A 20695-nucleotide genomic window follows, 5' to 3' on the forward strand; every position below is an offset into this window, starting at 1 on the left:
CCGAGGGTGTCCAAATGTTGCCGACCTTCCTCCCGCGGAGTTGACTTCAGTCGTGTACGAAGCGACCTGACCGAAACCCCCCACCGACGGGAGGACGCTCGTGACCGAGGAACCGAGGACCAAGAACGCCCCTTACACCACGAACAACGCCGGGATCCCGGTGGAGAGCGACGAACATTCGCTCACCGTCGGTACCGACGGACCGATCCTGCTCCAGGACCACTACCTCATCGAGAAGATGGCCCAGTTCAACCGTGAACGGGTCCCCGAACGCGTGGTCCACGCCAAGGGCTCGGGCGCGTACGGCATCTTCCAGGTGACCAACGACGTCAGTCAGTTCACCAAGGCCGACCTCTTCCAACCGGGCAAGCAGACCGCCATGCTCGCCCGCTTCTCCACGGTCGCCGGTGAACAGGGCTCCCCCGACACCTGGCGCGACCCCCGCGGCTTCGCGCTGAAGTTCTACACCGAGCACGGCAACTACGACATGGTCGGCAACAACACGCCGGTCTTCTTCGTACGGGACCCGATGAAGTTCCAGGACTTCATCCGCTCGCAGAAGCGCAGGCCCGACAGCGGGGTCCGCGACCACGACATGCAGTGGGACTTCTGGACCCTGTCCCCCGAGTCCGCGCACCAGGTGACGTGGCTGATGGGCGACCGGGGCATCCCGAAGACGTACCGCAACATGGACGGCTTCAGCTCGCACACCTACATGTGGGTCAACGCGGGCGGCGAGCGGTTCTGGGTGAAGTACCACTTCAGGACCGACCAGGGCATCGAGTTCTACACCCAGGACGAGGCCGACGCGATGGCCGGCACGGACGGTGACGTCCACCGCCGCGACCTGTTCGAGTCGATCAAGCGCGGCGACCACCCGAGCTGGACGCTGTCCGTCCAGATCATGCCGTTCGACGATGCCCCGGACTACCGGTTCAACCCGTTCGACCTGACGAAGGTGTGGCCGCACGGCGACTATCCGCTGACCGAGGTCGGCCGGATGACGCTGAACGAGAACCCCGAGGACTTCTTCGTCCACATCGAGCAGGCGTCCTTCGAGCCGTCGAACCTGGTGCCCGGCATCGGTCCGTCGCCCGACAAGATGCTGCTGGGCCGGCTGTTCTCGTACCCGGACACCCACCGGTACCGGATCGGCCCGAACTACGCGCAGCTGCCGCCGAACCGGCCGCGCTTCTCGCGCAACTCGTACTCCAAGGACGGCCCCATGCGGTACGAGCCGTCGCGCACGGGTGCCGTCTACGCCCCGAACTCGTACGGCGGTCCGGAGGCGGACACCGCGCGCTTCGGCGAACCGGCCGGCTGGGCCACGGCGGGCGAGATGGTGCACCAGGCGTACACCCTGCGCCGGGACGACGACGACTGGGGCCAGGCGGGCACGCTCGTGCGCACGGTCCTCGACGACGCGGCACGCGAACGGCTGGTGTCGAACATTTCCGGCCATCTGCTGGACGGTGTGAGCCGCCCGGTCCTGGACCGGGCGCTGCAGTACTGGCGCAACGTGGACAAGGACCTCGGCGACCGGGTGGCGAAGAAGGTCGACGGCGGCTGAGTCACGGGCCCCGCGGTCCCGGAACGCGGCGACGGGCGGTGTGCGAGGAAGCTTCCTCGCACACCGCCCGTCGCTGTGAGCTGCGGCGTCAGCGTGTCGCGGCGTTGTCGTTGCCCGGCCGGTTGTTGCCGCCCGGGTCGAGCGGGAGTCCGGCGCTGTCCGACGGGCCCGGCTCGGTCGCCGGGTCGGTGGGCGGCGTCGTCGTCGGGTCGCCGGTCGGGGTGGCCGGCGGGGTGGTCTCCGGCGGCTCGGTCGTCGCGGGAGGTGTGGTCGCGGGCGCCTCGGTGGTCGGCTCGTCGGAGGGCGAGGCCTCTTCGGAGGGCGAGGTGGTCGGGCTCGGGGAGCTGGTGTCCGGCGGCGGGGCGATCGCGGCGCCCATGTCGGTGTCGAGCTCGAACTCGCTCGGCTCGCCCATGGCCTTCGCGGTGTAGTCCGCCCAGATCTCGGCCGGGAAGCCGCCACCGTTGACGCGTCCGCCGCCGCCGGCGCCCTTCAGGGTCACCTGCGCGCCCTTGTGGACCTTCTTGCCGTCGTCGTCGGTGCGGGGGTAGGCGGCTTCGCCGAAGAGGCCGACCGAGGTGACGAGGTCGGGGGTGAAGCCGGTGAACCAGGCCGACTTGTTGTCGTCGGACGTACCGGTCTTGCCCGCGATGTCCTGGTCGGCCAGGCCCTCGGCGTTGCGCACCGAGCCCTGGGCCGTACCGTCGTCGACCACGCCGGTCAGCACAGAGGTCACGGAGTCCGCGGCCTGGCGGCTGATCGCCTGGCCGCCGATCGCGTCGGGCATCCGCACCGGGTCCTCACCCTGGTGCACGGCCGACTTCACGATCTGGGGGGTGACCTTCCTGCCGTGGTTGTCGAACGTGGCGTAGACGCCGGCCATGGCCATGGGGCTCGCCCCCATGGAGCCGAGCGTCTGCGCGGGCACCGCCTCCAGACCCTTCACGTCCATGCCGAGCTTGCCGGCGGTCTGCATCACCTCGTCCATGCCGACGTCCACGCCCATCTGCGCGAAGACGGAGTTGATGGACTTGTTCATCGCGGTCTGGACGGTGACCGAGCCGTAGTCGTGGTCGTCCTCGTTCTCCGGATTGAACGCGATGTCGCTGCCCTCGACGGGCCGCTTGCTGGTGCCGTCGTAGCGGGTGCTGGCGGTGATCTCCCGGCCTTCCTGCGTCACCGACTCCTCATCGAGGGCGGCGGCGAGGATGACCGGCTTGAAGGTGGAGGCGGGCTGGTAGTCGGGCCGGGTGGCGTTGGACGTCCAGTGCTCGTTCTGGCCGCGTCCGCCGTACAGCGCGACCACCGCACCGGTCTTCGGGTCCACGGAGACGGCGCCTGCCTGGATGTCCTGGTCGAGCTTGCGCTTCTTCGTGTCCAGGTTGTCGATCAGCTTCGTCTCGACCGACTTCTCCAGCTGCTGCTGCTTCTTCTTGTCGATGTTGACGGTGATCGTCCAGCCGCCGAGGTCGAACTGGTCGCTGCTGAGGCCCGTCTCCTCCAGCACCGCCTTGCGGGCCGCCTCGACGATGTAGCCCTTCTGCCCCGCGACCCCGTTCAGCGGCTTGGGGTCCTGCGGGACCGGGAACTTCAGGCCCTGGCGCTTGCCGGCGTCCAGCCACTCCTCCTCGACCATGTTGTTCAGCACGTAGTTCCAGCGCTCCTGGACGAGCGCCTTCCCCTTCGGGCCGGCGACGGCCCAGTCGTACTGGCTGGGTGCCTGGAGCAGGGCGGCGAGGTAGGCGCCCTGGGCGACGTTCAGGTCCTTGGCGTCCTTGCCGTAGTACGCCTGTGCGGCGGCCTGGATGCCGTAGGCGCCCCGGCCGTAGTAGCTGGTGTTGATGTAGCCGGCGAGGATCTCCTGCTTGCTCCGCTTCTGGTCCACCTTCAGCGAGATGACCAGTTCCTTGAGCTTGCGGGTGACCGTCTGGTCCTGGTCGAGGTAGTAGTTCTTGACGTACTGCTGGGTGATGGTCGAGCCACCCTGCTTGCCCTTGCCGGAAACGGTGTTCAGCAGGCCGCGTGCGGTGCCTTTGAAGTCGACGCCCTTGTCCTGGTAGAAGGACTTGTTCTCGGCGGCGACGAAGGTCATCTGGACCTCCTTGGGCACCTGCGCGAGGTCCACGATCTCTCGGTTGACCTCACCCGTCCTGGCCAGCAGGGTCCCGTCGGAGTACTTGTAGATGTTGCTCTGCAGCTTGGCCTGGGCGTTGCCCTCGGGCACGCTCACCATCAGGTAGAGCACGGCGAAGGCGCCCATGCCCAGCAGGCAGACAGCGAAGGCCGTGCCCAGTAGTTTCCGCCACGTGAAGAGTCCGCGTATGCCGCCGCTCCTCCCGGCCCGCCGCGGCCCGCGCCGCTGGGCTCGTCGCGCATCCGCTCGACCCATTGCTGTGTTGCTCCCGTTTCTCTGCTCGACCGGATCAGCTCGGACCTGCCAGCTAACACCGTTGGCAGGGACAAAAAGCGAGCGATCCCGCCTTTTCCGGACGTGACAATCAGCACCCGTTCCCATGGGAACCGACTCATGAGGGGTGCGCAGGGTTGCGAGAACCGTTAATGTGTAATCACATTGCTAGCGCAGGGCTAGCCAGTCGAAACGGGGGATTCCATGACCGACCCGCTCAACCCGCACGCCACGGACGGACCGCGGACCGACCTCACGCCGGACGCGCCCGACATGCCGGAACCGCAGGTCCGCGAGACCAGGGCGCACAGCATCGCCGGCGGTCTCGGCCTCCTGCTGACCGTTCTCGGGGTCGTCGTCGGCGTCGGCCTCGCCATCCTCGGCGGCGTCATCGGATCGAACGGGAACAACGGCCTCGGCGTCCCGCTGTGCATCCTGGGCGTCCTGCTCGCCATCGCCTCGTTCTTCTGCATGGGCGGTGTGAAGATGGTCGCACCGGGCGAGGCACGCGTGATCCAGCTCTTCGGCCGCTACGTGGGCACGATCCGCACCGACGGGCTGCGCTGGATCAACCCGCTGACCTCCAGCCGCAAGATCTCCACCCGGGTCCGCAACCACGAGACCGCGGTCCTCAAGGTCAACGACGCCTACGGCAACCCGATCGAGCTCGCCGCGATCGTCGTCTGGAAGGTCGAGGACACCGCGCAGGCGCTCTTCGAGGTCGATGACTTCCTGGAGTTCGTCGCCACCCAGACCGAGGCCGCGGTGCGGCACATCGCGATCGAGTACCCGTACGACGCCCACGACGAGGGCGGTCTCTCGCTCCGCGGCAACGCCGAGGAGATCACCGAGAAGCTCGCCGTGGAGCTCACCGCACGGGTCCAGGCGGCGGGCGTACGGATCATCGAGTCCCGCTTCAGCCATCTCGCGTACGCCCCCGAGATCGCCTCCGCGATGCTCCAGCGCCAGCAGGCCGGCGCGGTGGTCGCGGCCCGGCAGCAGATCGTCGAAGGCGCGGTCGGCATGGTCGAGATGGCACTGACCCGGATCGCCGAGCAGGACATCGTCGAGCTCGACTCCGAGCGGAAGGCCGCCATGGTCAGCAATCTGATGGTGGTGCTGTGCGGTGACCGGGCGGCACAGCCGGTCCTCAACACGGGCACGCTCTACCAGTGACGGATCAGACCCCGCGGCGCCGAGCGCCGCAGTCCGGGCCGCAGCAGCGCAAGCAAATGCTGCTGCGGCTGGACCCGGCCGTGTACGACGCACTGGCACGCTGGGCCTCGGACGAGCTGCGCAGCGCGAACGCGCAGATCGAGTTCCTGCTGCGGCGGGCCCTCGCCGAGGCGGGCCGGCTGCCCGGCGGCGCTGCCCCGATCCCGCGCCGGGGGCGCCCGCCGAAGACGGCTCAGGCACCGGAGGCGCCGGAGGCGGAGTGACCCGCCGGGGGCCCACCGCAGCCCCGGCCACCGACCCATGGCCCCGGCGGCCGGTATACACACCAGGTATACACGCCGTGTACAGTCATCGGCATGTCTATCGGCCACACCCTGCTCGGACTCCTGGAGTCCGGTCCCCGCCACGGCTACGACCTCAAGCGGGCCTTCGACGAGAAGTTCGGGCACGACCGTCCCCTGCACTACGGACAGGTCTACTCGACGATGTCCCGCCTCCTCAAGAACGGCCTCGTCGAGGTCGACGGCGTGGAGACCGACGGCGGTCCGGAACGCAAGCGCTACGCCATCACCGACGCCGGGATCACCGACGTCGCCACCTGGCTCGCGCAGCCCGAGAAGCCGGAGCCGTACCTCCAGTCGACCCTGTACACCAAGGTCGTGCTGGCCATGCTCACCGGCCGCAGCGCCGCCGACGTGCTGGACACCCAGCGTTCCGAGCACCTGCGCATGATGCGCATCCTCACCGATCGCAAGCGGCAGGGCGACCTCGCCGACCAGCTGATCTGTGACCATGCCCTGTTCCATCTCGAAGCCGATCTGCGCTGGCTGGAACTCACCGCCGCGCGACTCGGCCAGCTCGCGAAGGTGGTGGCCCCGTGATTCCCGCCGGCTCCCTGCTCGCCGCCCACGATCTGCGCAAGACCTACGGGTCGACCCCCGCACTCGACGGCGCCTCGTTCTCCGTCCACTCCGGCGAGGTCGTCGCCGTGATGGGTCCCTCCGGCTCCGGCAAGTCCACCCTGCTGCACTGCCTCGCCGGCATCATCACCCCGGACTCCGGCAGCATCACCTACGCCGGACGCGAGCTCTCCACGATGTCCGACGCCGAGCGCAGCGCCCTGCGCCGCAGCGAGTTCGGCTTCGTGTTCCAGTTCGGCCAGCTCGTCCCGGAGCTGACCTGCGTGGAGAACGTCGCCCTGCCGATGCGGCTGAACGGCACCCGCCGCAAGGCCGCCGAACGCACCGCCCTGGAGTGGATGGAGCGACTGGAGGTCGAGGACATCGGCGCCAAGCGCCCCGGCGAGGTGTCCGGAGGCCAGGGCCAGCGCGTCGCCGTGGCCCGCGCCCTGGCCGCGTCCCCGAAGGTGATCTTCGCCGACGAGCCGACCGGCGCCCTGGACTCGCTCAACGGCGAACGCGTCATGCGACTGCTCACCGACGCCGCCCGCTCCTCCAACGTCGCCGTGGTGCTCGTGACCCACGAGGCCCGCGTCGCCGCCTACTCCGACCGCGACATCACCGTCCGCGACGGCCGGGCCCGCGACCTGGAGCACGCCGTATGACCCTGCTCGACCAGAAGCGGACCCCCGCCGGCCCGGCGCACCCGCCCGAACCCCCGTCCCGCGCCGCCTCCTGGCTGCGCGACCTCGGCCTCGGCATCCGGTTCGCCGCCGGCGGCGGCCGCGAAGGCTGGATCCGTACCCTGCTCACCGCCATCGGCGTCGGCCTGGGTGTGGCGCTGCTGCTCACCGCAGCCTCCGTACCGCACATGCTCGACGAGCGGTCGGCCCGTGACCAGGCCCGCTCCGAGACGAAGATCTCCGAGTCGCCCGACGCGCAGGCCGAGAAGTCGGACAGCACGGTCCTGCGGATCGAGGCGAGCACCGAGTTCCACGACCGCACCATCACCGGCTTCCTGATGCGCGCGGACGGCGGCCACCCGGTCGTCCCCCCGGGCGTCGCGGCCTTCCCGGCCCCCGGCGAGATGGTGGTCTCCCCCGCCCTCCGGGATCTCCTGGACTCCCCCGGCAACGAACTGCTCAGGGAGCGGCTGCCGTACAAGGTGACCGGCACGATCACGCAACCGGGGCTGCGCTCACCCGGCGAACTGTGGTTCTACGCCAGCAGCGACACCCTGACCGGAGCGACGGGCGGCCATCGCATCGCCGGCTACGGCGAGCCCGGCCCGGCCGACCCGATGCCACCGATACTCCTCGTACTGATCATCATGGTCTGCGTGGTGCTCCTGGCCCCCGTGGCCATCTTCATCGCCACCGCCGTGCGCTTCGGCGGCGACCGCCGCGACCGCCGGCTCGCCGCCCTGCGCCTGGTCGGCACGGACATCCGGATGACCCGCCGGATCGCGGCCGGCGAGGCACTCTTCGGCTCGGTGCTCGGCCTCGTCATCGGCTTGGTCATGTTCCTCGTGGGCCGTCGGTTCGTCGGCCGCGTCGAGGTCTGGGACGTCAGCGCCTTCCCCTCCGACCTGGCCCCCGACGCCCGGCTGGCCGTACTGATCGTCCTCGCCGTTCCGCTCACCGCCGTGCTCGTCACCCTGGCCGCGATGCGCTCCGTGGTCATCGAGCCGCTCGGCGTCGTCCGCAACGGACGCAACCGGCGGCGCCGGCTCTGGTGGCGCCTGCTGCTGCCTGCCGCCGGCCTCGCGGTCTTCGTGCTCAGCGGCAAGATCGACCAGTACAGCGTCGTCAACCCGTATCCGATCGCCGCGGGCGCGGTACTCGTCCTCGTCGGACTGGCCCTGCTCCTGCCCTGGCTGGTCGAGGCCTGCGTCGGCCGGCTGCGCGGCGGCCCGGTCCCCTGGCAGCTCGCGACCCGCCGGCTCCAGCTGAACAGCGGGGCAGCCTCCCGCGCGGTCAGCGGCGTCACCGTCGCCGTGGCCGGCGCGGTGGCCCTGCAGATGCTGTTCGCCGCGATGAACGACGACTTCAACAAGATCACCGGCCAGGACCCGTCCCGCGCCCAGTTCTACGCCGCCTCCGAGATCGTCCGGGGCGACGCCGCCCTGCACTCGATCAAGGAGTTCCGCGCCACCCGGGGCGTCACCCAGGTCATCGGGACCGTCGAGGCCTACGCGACCAAGCCGGGAAAGTACGCCGACGAGGAGATCCAGCCCACCACCTCGTTCACCGTCGGTGACTGCGCGACCCTGCGCGAGATCGCCCGGATCACGTCCTGCCGGGACGGCGACACCTTCGTCGCCCACCCGAAGGACAAGGAGCAGGCCGGCTGGGTCGACCGGACCGCCCGCAAGGGCAAGGTGATCGAGTTCGACAGCTACGGCAGCGGCAAACCGGTGCAGTGGACACTGCCGGCCGACTCCCGCACCGTCGCGGGCCGGAACGATCCGTACGGCGAGGAGCGCTCGGGCATCCTCGTCACGCCCGGAGCGATCGACGCGCGGACCCTGCCCGGGGCCCAGACCATCGCGCAGATCCGCATCGACGAAAGCGTTCCGGACGCCGCCGAGTACGTACGCAACACGGCGGCCCGGCTCGACCCCGGCATGCGCCTGGTCACACTGAACTCGGTCGAGCGCGACCGGCAGTACGCGAGCATCCAGACCGGTCTCCAGGTCGGCGCGACCGCCACCCTGTTGCTGATCGCCGCGTCCATGCTCGTCTCCCAGCTGGAGCAACTGCGGGAACGCAAGCGCCTGCTGTCGGTCCTGGTCGCCTTCGGGACCCGGCGCGTCACGCTCGGCTGGTCGGTGCTGTGGCAGACGGCGATCCCGGTGGTCATCGGGCTCGCGGTGGCGGTGGCCGGCGGCCTCGCCCTCGGCGCCACCCTGTGCTGGATGGTCGGCAAGGAGGTGTCCGGCTGGTTCCTCTTCCTGCCCCTGGCCGGCGCGGGCGCGGCCCTCATCCTCCTGGTCACCCTGCTCTCGCTGCCCGTGCTGTGGCGCCTGATGCGCCCCGACGGGCTGCGCAGCGAGTAGGCGGCCCGGCCGAGGCGGCCGGCCGGACCGTGGTTCAGGTCCGGCCGGCCGCCGCCACGCGTACCGGCAGCGCCTCCATCGCCCCGCGCAGCGCCGCCGCGAACTCCTCGAACTCCTCGTGCCGGGCCGCCCCGGTCCGCATCCCCAGAGCCACCCGCCGCGCGGGCGCCGGGTCCGCGAAGTACCCCGTGGTCAGCGCCTCGTTGCGGGCGGTCTCGACGGTCACCGCCGTCCGCGGCAGCAGCGTCACCCCGAGCCCCCCGGCCACCAGCTGCACCAGCGTGGAGAGCCCGGCCGCGGTCGTGGTGACCGGCGCGCCCTCCGTACGCCCCGCCTCACGGCAGATGTCGAGTGCCTGGTCACGCAGGCAGTGGCCCTCGTCGAGCAGCAGCAGCGGCAGCTCGCGCAGCGCCTCGCGCGGGATGTCCTGCCGCCCGCCGAGCCAGTGGTCGCGCTCCATGACCAGCACGAAGTCCTCGTCGAAGAGCGGGAGTTCCGTCAGACCCGGCACCCCGAGCGGCACGGCGAGCAGCAGCAGGTCCAGCCGACCCACGGCCAGCCCGTCCAGCAGCGAGGAGGTCTGCTCCTCGTGGACCTGGAGATCGAGGTCCGGGTAACGCTCATGGACCAGCCGCAGCACGGTCGGCAGCAGATACGGCGCGACGGTCGGAATCACCCCGAGCCGCAGCACCCCGGTGAAGGGCGCGCGGACCGCCTCGGCCTCCTCCATCAGTTCCCCGACGGAATGCAGGACGGCCCGCGCCCGCACCGCGAGCCGCTCCCCCGCGGGCGAGAGCAGCACCTTGCGCGTCGTACGCTCGATGAGCTGGACACCCAGTGCCTCTTCCAGCGCGGACACGGCTCCGGAGAGCGCGGGCTGACTCATCCCGATTGCGGCCGCAGCGTCCCGGAAGTGCAGATACTCCGCCACGGCCGCGAAGGCGCGCAGCTGCGAGAGGCTGGGCTGTTTGGGCCGGATGCCCTGATTACTCTGGGCCACTGATAGGCACCTCCGATCATCACGACCGAGTGTAGCTATTTCCGCGATCAATGCACTCTGTGCCAAGGTGGAACACGTCCAACCCTCAGGAACTCCCCCAAAAAGGGAATTCCTACGCTGCAAGGAGAGCGCGTGCTCACTGTCGGTGACAAGTTCCCCGAGTTCGACCTGACTGCTTGTGTTTCGCTGGAGAGCGGCAAGGAGTTCGAGCAGATCAACCACAAGACCTACGAGGGTCAGTGGAAGATCGTCTTCGCGTGGCCCAAGGACTTCACTTTCGTCTGCCCCACCGAGATCGCCGCGTTCGGCAAGCTGAACGAGGAGTTCGCCGACCGTGACGCCCAGATCCTCGGCTTCTCCGGTGACTCCGAGTTCGTGCACCACGCCTGGCGCAAGGACCACCCGGACCTGACCGACCTGCCCTTCCCGATGCTGGCCGACTCGAAGCACGAGCTCATGCGTGACCTCGGCATCGAGGGCGAGGACGGCTTCGCCCAGCGCGCCGTCTTCATCGTCGACCAGAACAACGAGATCCAGTTCACGATGGTGACCGCCGGTTCCGTGGGCCGTAACCCCAAGGAGGTCCTGCGGGTGCTCGACGCCCTGCAGACCGACGAGCTGTGCCCCTGCAACTGGACCAAGGGCGAGAACACCCTGGACCCGGTCGCGCTCCTCTCGGGTGAGTGAGCTGAGACGGACATGGCACTCGACGAACTGAAGGCCGCCATACCGGACTTCGCCAAGGACCTGAAGCTGAACCTCGGTTCGGTCATCGGCAACAGCGAGCTCCCGCAGCAGCAGCTGTGGGGCACCGTCCTCGCCTGCGCGATCGCCTCGCGCTCGCCGAAGGTGCTGCGCGAGCTGGAGCCGGAGGCGAAGGCCGCCCTCTCCGCGGAGGCGTACACCGCCGCGAAGTCGGCCGCCGCCATCATGGCGATGAACAACGTGTTCTACCGGACCCGGCACCTGCTGTCGGACCCCGAGTACGGCAACCTCCGGGCCGGTCTGCGGATGAACGTGATCGGCAAGCCGGGCGTGGAGAAGGTCGACTTCGAGCTGTGGTCGCTCGCCGTCTCCGCGATCAACGGCTGCGGCCAGTGCCTGGACTCCCACGAGCAGGTGCTGCGCAAGGCCGGCGTGGACCGTGAGACCGTCCAGGAAGCCGTCAAGATCGCCTCGGTGATCCAGGCGGTCGGCGTGACCCTCGAAGCCGAGGCCGTCCTCGCCGAGTAGTACCCCGCATACGAGAAGGGCCCCCCGGACGACCGACCGTCCGAGGGGCCCTTCTTGCGTCCTGGCCCGTGTGCCCGGTCAGGGCGCCTTCGGCGCGACCGTGACCGTGTCGGCCGCGGGCTCCTCCTCGCCACCGTCGTCGACGTCCTCCGGCGGCGCGCCGGGGGCCGGCGTGGGGGCCGCGTCCAGTGACGTCGAGCCGTGCGGCGGTGGCGAGTGGCGGCGGGACTCCTCCTGCCCGTACGTCCGCAGATAGCCGACCACCGTGTTGGTCACCGCGACCAGCGGAACCGCGACGACGGCGCCCCCGATGCCGGCGATCATGCCGCCGGCGGCGACCGAGAGCACCACGGCCAGCGGATGCACCCGCACCGCGCGGCCCAGGATGAACGGCTGCAGGATGTGGCCCTCGATCTGCTGCACCGCGAGCACCACGGCCAGCACCATCAGCGCCGTGAACACGCCCTGGGTGACGAGGGCGACGACCACCGCCAGCGCCCCGGAGACCACGGCTCCGACGAGCGGGATGAAGGCGAACAGGAAGATGAAGACGGCCAGCGGCACGGCCATCGGCACATCGAGGAAGAAGATGCCGAGGCCGATGAAGATGGCGTCGATCAGGGCGACTATCACCGTGCCGCGCACATAGGCGGTCAGCGTCCGCCAGGCCCGGGGGCCGGCGCCCGCGACACCCGGCCGGGCCTGCGCGGGGACGAGCTTGAGCACCCAGTGCCAGATGCGCTTGCCGTCGTACAGCAGGAAGAGCGTGGAGAACATCGCCAGCAGCATCCCGGTGAGCAGCTCCACCATGACGGTGACGCCCTGCAGTCCGGCGGAGGTGATGGCCTCGGTGTTGGTGCCGACGGTGTCGCTGAGGTTCTTCGCTATGTCGTTGATCTGTTTGTCGGTCACGTGGAACGGGCTGTCCAGCAGCCAGTTCTTCAGGTCGTCGATACCCGTCCGCACCTTGTCGGAGAGGGTGTCGATGTTGTCCATGACCTGCCAGACCACGAACCAGCCGACCAGGCCCATGATGACGAAGCCCAGGATCGCGGTGACGGCTGTGGCCAGCCCGCGCGGCAGCCCGTAGCGCTTGAGGCGGGCGACGGTCGGCTGGAGCATCGCGGTGACGAGGAGCGCGGCGACGAACGCCAGCACCACCAGCTGCACCGCGCTGATGACCCGCATGAGCACCCAGAGGGTGCCTGCGAGCACCAGCAGGCGCCAGCCCGCCTCGGCCGCGACCCGCATCCCCCAGGGGATGGCAGCGACCGGGTCGGGGCGTGCGGAGACGGAGGGCGCGTACGCGGGCGGTGGCGGCACGTGGTCGGCCTCGGCGGCGGCCTTCCCGGTCCTCGCCCTCGGCGCGGCCGTCTCCGGCGACACCTCGTGCGCGGCCGCGTCGTCCTCGGCCTCCGACTCGGCCCGTCGTTCGTCCAGGCGCTCTCCCAGCCTGGTCAGTTCGCCACCCAGTTGTCCGAGCCACCCCGGCAGTTTCGACATAACGGTTCCTCTACCCCCGTCCGTTCTCCCCACCGCTCCCCCGGGAAACGGTTCCGCCCGACCGTACACGCGCGAAGCCCCCCACCGTAGGACGGTGAGGGGCTCCGGGAGGTTGAGATCCGAACCTCTGAAGGTTCTAGTACCAGTGGTTGGCCTGCCAGAAGGACCAGGCACCGCACGGGCTGCCGTAGCGGCTGTCCATGTAGTTCAGGCCCCACTTGATCTGGGTGGCCGGGTTGGTCTGCCAGTCGGCACCGGCGGAGGCCATCTTCGAGCCGGGCAGCGCCTGGACGAGGCCGTAGGCGCCGGAGGACGGGTTGCTCGCCCGGTAGTTCCAGCTCGACTCGTGGTTCACGATGTTGCTGAAGCACTGGAACTGGTCGCCGGGGATCATCTGGCGAGCCATCGCCTGGACCTCGGCCACGCTGTACGAGCCCTGCGTCGCGAACGCGGAGGCGCTGCGGACCTCGGAGCGGCTGGCGCGCTCGGCGCGCTCCGCCTTCTCCTGGCGTTCCTTGGCCAGCTTGTCCTCGGCCGCCGCCTTCTTGGACTTGGCGTCCTTGGCGGCCTGCACACGAGCTGATTCCTCGGCAGACTTCTTCGCCGACGCGTCCGCGGCGGACGCCTGGGCGTCGGCCTGCTGCGTCAGCGACGCGGTCTGCACCTGGGCCTGCTGGCCCGCGGGGATGTCTGCGAGCAGCGTGGTGTCGGCTGCGGTCGCCTCGAAGTTGTTGTCATCGGCAGCGGGAGTGCTGCCTGCTGCAACGCCTACGACGGCGCCAACGGTGGTTACGGCAGTGGCTGATGCCACGGCGAACCCCCGGACCGAGATCCGGCTCACACGGTGTCCTTCCAGCATCGCCCGCTTAGGTGACCTCGCGGGCGCAATCGTGCCCCTGGACACTGGCCTCCCTACTGCTTGGGTCACGGGAGGCACGGGCCCGGTGGGCACTCCCCGGAGGGAGCGCCGCGTGGTGCTCGCGGGCGGCATACGGACGGCGGTTGTTGAGTTGTGTGGTGCGTGGCGCCTCTGGAGGTGCCGGTGTGCCGTATGCGGGGCCTGACGGAAGCAAGACTCTGCCGGAACGGGACGCCGGGAGGCAATTCTCTGTTGCGTGTGAAAGCTCACACCTCGTTTGGAGCAGGTGAATCATGGAAATGGTGCCGCAACACGATGCCGCCCGGCTAAGCTCTCTGGCTCGCCGGGCGGCATCAACTGTCACAAGCCGTATCAGATCTGGCCTTCCTCCAGCATTTCGGTCACCAGTGCGGCGATACGGGAACGCTCCGAACGCGTGAGCGTCACATGCGCGAAGAGCGGATGACCCTTCAGCTTCTCGACCACGGCGACCACTCCGTCGTACCGGCCGACCCGCAGGTTGTCCCGCTGGGCCACGTCATGCGTGAGCACCACTCGGGAATTTGCCCCGATTCTGGACAACACGGTCAGCAGGACGTTCCGTTCGAGCGACTGCGCCTCGTCGACGATCACGAAGGCGTCGTGGAGCGAGCGGCCCCTGATGTGGGTGAGCGGCAGGATCTCCAGCATGCCGCGCCCCAGCACCTCCTCGATCACCTCGCGGCCGGAGACGGCCGACAGGGTGTCGAAGACGGCCTGGGCCCAGGGGCTCATCTTCTCGGCCTCGCTGCCGGGGAGATAGCCGAGCTCCTGCCCGCCGACCGCGTACAGCGGACGGAAGACCATCACCTTCTTGTGCTGTCCGCGCTCCAGCACCGCTTCGAGGCCCGCGCAGAGCGCCAGCGCCGACTTTCCGGTGCCGGCCCGGCCGCCGAGCGACACGATGCCGACGTCCTGGTCCAGGAGCAGGTCCAGGGCGATGCGCTGCTCGGCGCTGCGGCCGTGGATGCCGAAGGCCTCCCGGTCGCCCCGGACGAGCCGGACGTTGCCCTCGGGTGTCACCCGGCCGAGCGCCTTGCCCCGTTCGGACTGGAGGACCAGTCCCGTGTGCACGGGCAGCTCGGCGGCCTCGGGGACGTAGAGGGTCTCCTCGGTGAAGAGCAGGTCCACCTGTTCGGCAGGGAGCGACAGCTCGGACATTCCGGTCCAGCCGGAGTCGGTGATGGCGAGTTCCGCCCGGTACTCCTCGGCGAGGAGGCCGACCGACGAGGCCTTGATGCGCAGGGGCAGGTCCTTGGAGACGACCGTGACGTCGTACCCCTCGGCCTGGAGATTGCGTGCGACCGCGAGAATCCGTGAGTCGTTGTCCCCCAACCGGTAGCCGGCGGGAAGGACGCCGGGATCGGAGTGGTTGAGTTCGACGCGCAGCGTCCCGCCCAGATCCCCGAGAGGGATCGGGGCATCCAGCCGGCCGTACCGGACCCGGAAGTCGTCCAGCAGGCGCAGTGCCTGCCGGGCGAAGTACCCGAGTTCGGGGTGGTGCCGTTTGGCCTCCAGTTCCGTGACCACGACGATCGGGAGCACGACTTCGTGCTCGTCGAAGCGGGCCATGGCGTTCGGATCGGCCAGCAGGACGCTGGTGTCGAGAACATAGGTGCGCCTGTCGGGCATGCGGCGCTTTGTGCTGGTCACCACGGAAGGACGTACCCCCTCGGACGAGGTTGGGGTGCGACGGCGTCGCGGAGCATCCCAATGGGAGAGGACGGGCCGGGCTCCGGCCACCTTGCGCGGGCCGAGCGCCGGCCCTCCGCGTCGGCCGCACTGTATGTACGGTCCTTCGTGTGCAAAGGGCCTCCCGGGCGAGCGGACTCCATGCCGCTCACTTGGACACGACGTCCGCCTGGTTGGCGACCGGACGTCGACCTGTCAGGGGTATGCCCTAGAACACGCCAAGCCATGCCGACCTGGCCACTTCCGGGGGAAGCTTCACCGGCCCGCAGGCGGGCCGGGAGCCTGTCAGCCGCCGTAGCGGCGGTGGCGGGCCGCGTAGTCGCGCAGGGCCCGCAGGAAGTCGACGCGGCGGAACGCCGGCCAGAAGACCTCGCAGAAGTAGTACTCGGAGTGCGCGCTCTGCCAGAGCATGAAGCCCGAGAGACGCTGCTCGCCGCTGGTGCGGATCACGAGGTCGGGGTCCGGCTGTCCCCGGGTGTAGAGGTGCTCGGAGATCAGGTCGGTGGAGACGATCTCGGCCAGGTCCTCGAAGGAGGTGCCCTTCTCGGAGTGGTCGAGCAGCAGGGAGCGGACGGCGTCGGCGATCTCCTGGCGCCCGCCGTAGCCGACGGCGACGTTGACCAGTATTCCGTCGACACCCACGGTGGCCTGTTCGGCCTCCTTGAGGACCGTCTGGGTGTGCGCGGGCAGCAGGTCGAGCGTGCCGACGTGATGGACACGCCAGCGTCCGTCCGCCACCAGGTCCCGCACGGTGTTCTCGATGATGCCGAGGAGCGGGATGAGCTCGGACTCGGGCCGGTCGAAGTTGTCCGTGGAGAGCATCCAGAGCGTGACGACCTCGACGTCCGTCTCACTGCACCAGCCGAGCAGCTCCTTGATCTTGTCCGCACCGGCCTGGTGTCCCTGCGCGGCGGTACCGCCGGACGCCTTCGCCCAGCGCCGGTTCCCGTCGAGGATGACACCGATGTGCTTGGGCACCTGGGCGTGATCGAGGCGGGCCTCCACACGGCGCGCGTAGAGCCCGTACACCAGGTCGCGCAAGTTCACTGAGTCCACCTCTCGGTTCCGTGCGGGCACGCCCGCCCCATGGCCCGGGGTCCGGGGTCGTCCACCTGGGGATCGCCGCACCGGAAGGGGGCGATCGCCCCGCCGTGCCGTGGCAGTCCCGAAGCGGCCACATTACTGCGCAGGCGGCTCGCGGGCCCAACCCGGCCTGTCACAAGTCCGTGATAACCGGCCTGTCGCACGTCCGTGATAGGAGAGAACGTGACTGATTCCATTTCCCCCTACCTGGCCGACGCCTCGCGCTACGACTCCATGGAGTACCGGCGCACCGGCCGCAGCGGCCTCAAGCTCCCGGCGCTCTCGCTCGGCCTCTGGCACAACTTCGGCGACGACCGCACGCTCGGCTCGCAGCGCGCCATCCTGCGCCGCGCCTTCGACCTCGGCGTGACCCACTTCGACCTGGCCAACAACTACGGCCCGCCGCCCGGCTCGGCCGAGCTCAACTTCGGGAAGGTCTTCGAGCAGGACTTCGCCCCGTACCGCGACGAGCTGGTCATCTCCACCAAGGCGGGGTACGACATGCACCCCGGCCCGTACGGGGAGTGGGGCTCGCGCAAGTACCTGCTGTCGTCGCTCGACGCCTCGCTGAAGCGGATGGGTCTGGACTACGTCGACATCTTCTACTCGCACCGCTTCGACCCGGACACTCCGCTGGAGGAGACGATGGGGGCGCTGGCCTCCGCCGTGCACCAGGGCAAGGCGCTGTACGTGGGGGTCTCCTCGTACAACTCCCGGCAGACCGCCGAGGCGGCCCGGCTGCTCAAGGAGATGGGTGTGCCGGCCCTGATCCACCAGCCGTCCTACTCGATGATCAACCGCTGGACCGAGGACGACGGGCTGCTGGACACCCTGGAGGCGGCCGGCATGGGATGCATCTCCTTCGTGCCGCTCGCCCAGGGGCTGCTGACCGGCAAGTACCTGCAGGGGATCCCGCAGGGCTCGCGTGCCACGCAGGGCAAGTCCCTCGACCCGGAACTGCTCTCGGACGAGGTGGTCCGCCGGCTGAACGGCCTGAACGACATCGCGCGCCGCCGCGGTCAGTCGCTGGCCCAGCTGGCCATCGGCTGGGTGCTGCGCGACAGCCGTATGACGTCGGCCCTGATCGGCGCGTCGAGCGTGGGCCAGCTGGAGGAGAACGTCGCGGCGCTGGCCGGTCCGACGCTGTCCGCCGAGGAGTTGCGGGAGATCGACACCTTCGCCGTGGACACCGCGGGCACCAACATCTGGGCCGGACGGGGCTGACGGAACCGCCGGGGCTCTGTGCGACCGCTTCCGCGGTACGGGCCCCGGCCGTACCGGGGCAGAAAAAACGGGCCGGTCCGTGGGGGGGGTTACGGACCGGCCCGAGGGGGGGTTTCCACCATAACCCTTCGTAAGTGCTGTCGCGTGCCACGCCGCGAAATAATTACTCTCCGAATGTGCGGGACTCCGCCGCGGACATGGATTTCGGCGCTCCACAAGCCTGTGAGCTGGGAGGATGCCGGCGAGCGCCGCATTGACGGCGGACACGCCCGCAGGACGTGCACAGGATGTGCACATTCCGGTCGTGATGACCGGAGCCACCGCGTCCTCCACGGCCGGCCGTCGATCTCACACAGGGTCATGAGCGGACCGGTCATGGGGACAGCATCTGACCTGATGGCCCGATAGTTTTCGGTTCATGACGACGCCGAGCGCAACCGTGACGTGGACCGGAGCGAACGCCCGCCGGATGGAGCGCCAGGGCCTGACGGACCCGCTCGCCGGCCCGCCGTCCGCCGTGGTCGAGTCGATGCCCGCCGCGCACGCGCAGGTCCTGTCCGCCGCCGAGCTCTCCGTGGGGCTGCGGAGCCGGGAACTGACCCGCGCCGATGTGCGCAAGGCCCTGTGGACGGACCGGACGCTGATCAAGACGTTCGGGCCGCGCGGCACGGTCCATCTGGTGCCGGCCGCCGAACTCCCGCTGTGGACCGGAGCGTTGTCCGCCCTGCCGGCAGGCCGCGCCACCCAGCCGGAAGGGGTGCGGATGACGCCGGAGCAGACCGAGGAGGTGCTTGCCGCGATCGCCGACGCGCTGACCGGCACGGAGCTGACCGTCGACGAGCTCACGGAGGCGGTCGTCGCCCGCGCCGGGGCCTGGGCCGGTGAGCCGGTGATGCCCGCCTTCCAGACCCTGTGGCCGCGCTGGCGCCAGGTCACCCATCTGGCGTCCCACCGCGGAGTCCTCTGCTTCGGACCGGACCGCGGCCGCAGGGTCACGTACACCCGCCCGGACGTCACCCCGCTCGACGGACCGCCGGCGCTCGCCGCGCTCGTCGGCCGCTATCTGCACGCGTACGGCCCCGCCACCCCGCAGAACTTCGCCAAATGGCTCGCCGCACCCGGCCGCTGGGCCTCGGACCTGTTCGCAGGACTCGCGGCGGACGGGGTGATCGAAGAGGTGCGGTACGAGGACGGCAGCCCGGCCTGGGTGGTGGCGGGTGACACCGCGTTCCCCTCGCAGCCGGTACGCGGCGTGCGGCTGCTCCCCTACTTCGACGCGTTCGTCATCGCCTCCCAGCCCCGCGAGCGCCTCTTCCCCGGCGCGGCGTACACCCGGGCGCTGGCGGGCGGCCAGGCGGGGAACTTCCCGGTGCTGCTGGTGGACGGCACCGTGGCGGGGGTGTGGCACCAGCGCCGCTCGGGGCGGCGGATCGCGGTGACGGTGGAGCCGCTGTCCCCGCTGACGGGCGGACAGCTCCGGGAGCTGGAGCGGCAGGTGGCGCGGGTGAGTGAGGTGATGGAGGGAAAGCCCGAGCTGACGGTGGGACAGGTGACGGTGGGCGGCCACGCCTGAGGGCTGTCCTGTCCGGATCACGCCGGGCTCGCGGGCGACGGCACCGCGCCCCGAATCGGCATCGGCCGCCCGTGCCACTCTTGGCCCGTGATGACGCCCGCGCCCCTCACCCCAGACGCCCCGGTCGCCCTGCGCCGCCCTCTCCTCACGCAGCAGTGGCTCGATCTCTGCTTCCTCCACTGGGCGGTCGATCCGGGGGAGGTGGCGGGACTGCTGCCCGAAGGGACCGTTCCCGACACGGTCGACGGGGTCACCTACGTCGGGCTGGTGGCCTTCCGGATGCACCGGGTCGGGTGGCTCGGGCTGCCGGGCGTGCCGTATCTCGGTTCGTTCCCCGAGACCAACGTCCGGCTGTACTCGGTCGACGCCCGGGGCCGGCGCGGAGTCGTCTTCCGCTCGATGGACGCGTCGCGGCTGATTCCGGTGGCCATGGGCCGTATCGGGTTCCGCCTGCCGTACGTGTGGTCCCGGATGAGCGTCGAGGCGACCGGCGACACGGTCGCCTACACCAGCTCGCGCCGGCTGCCCGGCCCCCGCGGAGCCCGCAGCCGCATCACCGTACGCGTCGGTGAACGCATCGACTCGCCCACGGAGTTGGAGCACTTCCTGACCGCCCGCTGGGGTCTGCACAGCTCGTTTCTCGGCACCACGGCCCATCTGCCCAACGAGCACCCGCGCTGGCCGCTGCACCGCGCCGAACTGCTCCGCTGCGAGGAGAACCTGATCGAGGCCGCGGGCCTGACCGCCCCGCGCGGCGCCCCGGTCAGCGTGCTGTACTCCCCCGGCGTACCGGTGCGCCTGGGGCGTCCGGTCCGCCTCGGCCGTGTACGGGACAGTGCTTAGGTTCCTTCGCGCGGACCGCTGTCATGTCGTCGCGGCCGCGCCCCGGTGGCCCCGGGTGAAGCGGATGCCCACGGTGTCGCCGCCGGTCACCACGAAGCGGCCGCCCTCGCAGCGGATGACGGCCTCGTCCACCTCGCCGCGCTCGTCCCGGCGCTCCTCGGTGCGCAGCACCGTCCAGCCGCCGTCGGGCGGCTGCGGCAGCCGTGCCATCGCGGCGTACTCCCACTGGGTGGCCGGCACGCACCAGTCGGGAAGGCACGGCCAGGTTCCGGCACCCACATGCAGGCTGCCGTCGGACGTGCAGGTCAGGAGCACGGACTGGCCGTCTGCCAGCAGGAAGGCGACGGCCTCCGGCTCCCCCATGCGTCCTTCGGGCCGGTAGAAGAGGCCGAGGACGCCGGTGATCCTGGCTCCCGCGAGCCATTCGGCGTTCCCCTGCCGCGGGCCGCGCGCCGCTTCCTCGTCGTTGCCGACCCTCATGGCCTGCTCCTTCCCCGTGCGTTCAGCACCCAGGGTGCCATCCTTCGGGTGCGGGA

The 20695-nt window shown here is 70.1% G+C and carries 18 protein-coding genes; 11 read left to right on the forward strand and 7 right to left on the reverse strand.

The features are described 5' to 3' along the window. Positions 1–100 precede the first annotated feature (100 nt). Complete coding sequence (locus ACIQMX_RS02215; protein ID WP_363065270.1) at positions 101–1570, forward strand: catalase; 1470 nt, start codon at positions 101–103, stop codon at positions 1568–1570. Positions 1571–1658: 88 nt separating this feature from the next. Here the strand turns inward: ACIQMX_RS02215 and ACIQMX_RS02220 are convergent, their stop codons facing one another. Continuing rightward, entirely contained in the window at positions 1659–3959 is a 2301-nt protein-coding gene (locus ACIQMX_RS02220; RefSeq protein ID WP_402474425.1) for a transglycosylase domain-containing protein, read from the reverse strand. 222 nt (positions 3960–4181) lie between these two features. On the opposite strand from ACIQMX_RS02220, the gene ACIQMX_RS02225 reads away from it, so the two are divergent. The 5 genes from ACIQMX_RS02225 to ACIQMX_RS02245 all read left to right on the forward strand — a co-directional run bounded on the left by ACIQMX_RS02225 (position 4182) and on the right by ACIQMX_RS02245 (position 9110). After that, positions 4182–5153, forward strand: a complete 972-nt coding sequence (locus ACIQMX_RS02225) for an SPFH domain-containing protein (RefSeq protein ID WP_402474427.1) — start codon at positions 4182–4184, stop codon at positions 5151–5153. After that, positions 5150–5416 (forward strand): hypothetical protein, encoded by a 267-nt coding sequence (locus ACIQMX_RS02230; protein ID WP_363065276.1) that lies wholly within the window; start codon positions 5150–5152, stop codon positions 5414–5416. The genes ACIQMX_RS02225 and ACIQMX_RS02230 overlap by 4 nt, the downstream gene beginning before the upstream one ends. 93 nt (positions 5417–5509) lie before the next feature. Then, positions 5510–6034: a PadR family transcriptional regulator gene (locus ACIQMX_RS02235; RefSeq protein WP_363065278.1), complete on the forward strand. Its 525-nt coding sequence runs from the start codon at positions 5510–5512 to the stop codon at positions 6032–6034. Continuing rightward, positions 6031–6717 carry an ABC transporter ATP-binding protein gene (locus tag ACIQMX_RS02240; RefSeq protein ID WP_363065280.1) on the forward strand — a complete coding sequence of 229 codons (687 nt, stop codon included), beginning with the start codon at positions 6031–6033 and terminating at the stop codon, positions 6715–6717. The genes ACIQMX_RS02235 and ACIQMX_RS02240 overlap by 4 nt, the downstream gene beginning before the upstream one ends. Beyond that, positions 6714–9110 (forward strand): ABC transporter permease, encoded by a 2397-nt coding sequence (locus tag ACIQMX_RS02245; protein WP_402474429.1) that lies wholly within the window; start codon positions 6714–6716, stop codon positions 9108–9110. The genes ACIQMX_RS02240 and ACIQMX_RS02245 overlap by 4 nt, the downstream gene beginning before the upstream one ends. A 34-nt stretch (positions 9111–9144) precedes the next feature. Here ACIQMX_RS02245 and ACIQMX_RS02250 read toward each other — a convergent pair whose 3' ends face one another. After that, positions 9145–10110: a hydrogen peroxide-inducible genes activator gene (locus ACIQMX_RS02250; RefSeq protein ID WP_402474430.1), complete on the reverse strand. Its 966-nt coding sequence runs from the start codon at positions 10108–10110 to the stop codon at positions 9145–9147. Positions 10111–10242: 132 nt separating this feature from the next. On the opposite strand from ACIQMX_RS02250, the gene ACIQMX_RS02255 reads away from it, so the two are divergent. Together ACIQMX_RS02255 and ACIQMX_RS02260 are read left to right on the forward strand one after the other, a co-directional pair. Further along, positions 10243–10797, forward strand: a complete 555-nt coding sequence (locus tag ACIQMX_RS02255; protein WP_073744729.1) for a peroxiredoxin — start codon at positions 10243–10245, stop codon at positions 10795–10797. Positions 10798–10809: 12 nt separating this feature from the next. Continuing rightward, positions 10810–11343, forward strand: a complete 534-nt coding sequence (locus tag ACIQMX_RS02260) for an alkyl hydroperoxide reductase (protein ID WP_363065286.1) — start codon at positions 10810–10812, stop codon at positions 11341–11343. 78 nt (positions 11344–11421) lie between these two features. On the opposite strand, the gene ACIQMX_RS02265 is transcribed toward ACIQMX_RS02260, so the two are convergent. The 4 genes from ACIQMX_RS02265 to ACIQMX_RS02280 form a co-directional block, all read right to left on the reverse strand. Continuing rightward, positions 11422–12846: an AI-2E family transporter gene (locus ACIQMX_RS02265; RefSeq protein WP_402474432.1), complete on the reverse strand. Its 1425-nt coding sequence runs from the start codon at positions 12844–12846 to the stop codon at positions 11422–11424. A gap of 136 nt (positions 12847–12982) precedes the next feature. Further along, positions 12983–13687: a transglycosylase SLT domain-containing protein gene (locus ACIQMX_RS02270; RefSeq protein ID WP_363065289.1), complete on the reverse strand. Its 705-nt coding sequence runs from the start codon at positions 13685–13687 to the stop codon at positions 12983–12985. 390 nt (positions 13688–14077) lie between these two features. After that, positions 14078–15400, reverse strand: coding sequence for a PhoH family protein (locus ACIQMX_RS02275; RefSeq protein ID WP_363065291.1), 1323 nt, complete (start codon positions 15398–15400; stop codon positions 14078–14080). A 321-nt stretch (positions 15401–15721) separates the two neighbouring features. Then, on the reverse strand, positions 15722–16483 hold the full coding sequence (locus tag ACIQMX_RS02280; RefSeq protein WP_148020469.1) for an isoprenyl transferase: 762 nt from the start codon (positions 16481–16483) through the stop codon (positions 15722–15724). Positions 16484–16702: 219 nt separating this feature from the next. Here ACIQMX_RS02280 and mgrA point away from each other — a divergent pair, with 219 nt between their 5' ends. From mgrA to ACIQMX_RS02295, 3 genes are all read left to right on the forward strand, one after another. Beyond that, on the forward strand, positions 16703–17743 hold the full coding sequence (mgrA, locus tag ACIQMX_RS02285; protein ID WP_402474434.1) for an L-glyceraldehyde 3-phosphate reductase: 1041 nt from the start codon (positions 16703–16705) through the stop codon (positions 17741–17743). Between the two features lie 418 nt (positions 17744–18161). Further along, the gene (locus ACIQMX_RS02290; protein ID WP_402474436.1) at positions 18162–19316 is read left to right on the forward strand and encodes a winged helix DNA-binding domain-containing protein; all 1155 of its coding nucleotides are present in this window, start codon (positions 18162–18164) and stop codon (positions 19314–19316) included. Between the two features lie 90 nt (positions 19317–19406). Then, positions 19407–20159, forward strand: a complete 753-nt coding sequence (locus tag ACIQMX_RS02295; protein ID WP_402475571.1) for a YqjF family protein — start codon at positions 19407–19409, stop codon at positions 20157–20159. Positions 20160–20180: 21 nt separating this feature from the next. Here ACIQMX_RS02295 and ACIQMX_RS02300 read toward each other — a convergent pair whose 3' ends face one another. Further along, complete coding sequence (locus ACIQMX_RS02300; RefSeq protein WP_363065299.1) at positions 20181–20639, reverse strand: hypothetical protein; 459 nt, start codon at positions 20637–20639, stop codon at positions 20181–20183. Positions 20640–20695 lie beyond the last annotated feature (56 nt).

It is taken from the genome of Streptomyces sp. NPDC091416 (assembly GCF_044756845.1).
Lineage (GTDB): Bacteria > Actinomycetota > Actinomycetes > Streptomycetales > Streptomycetaceae > Streptomyces.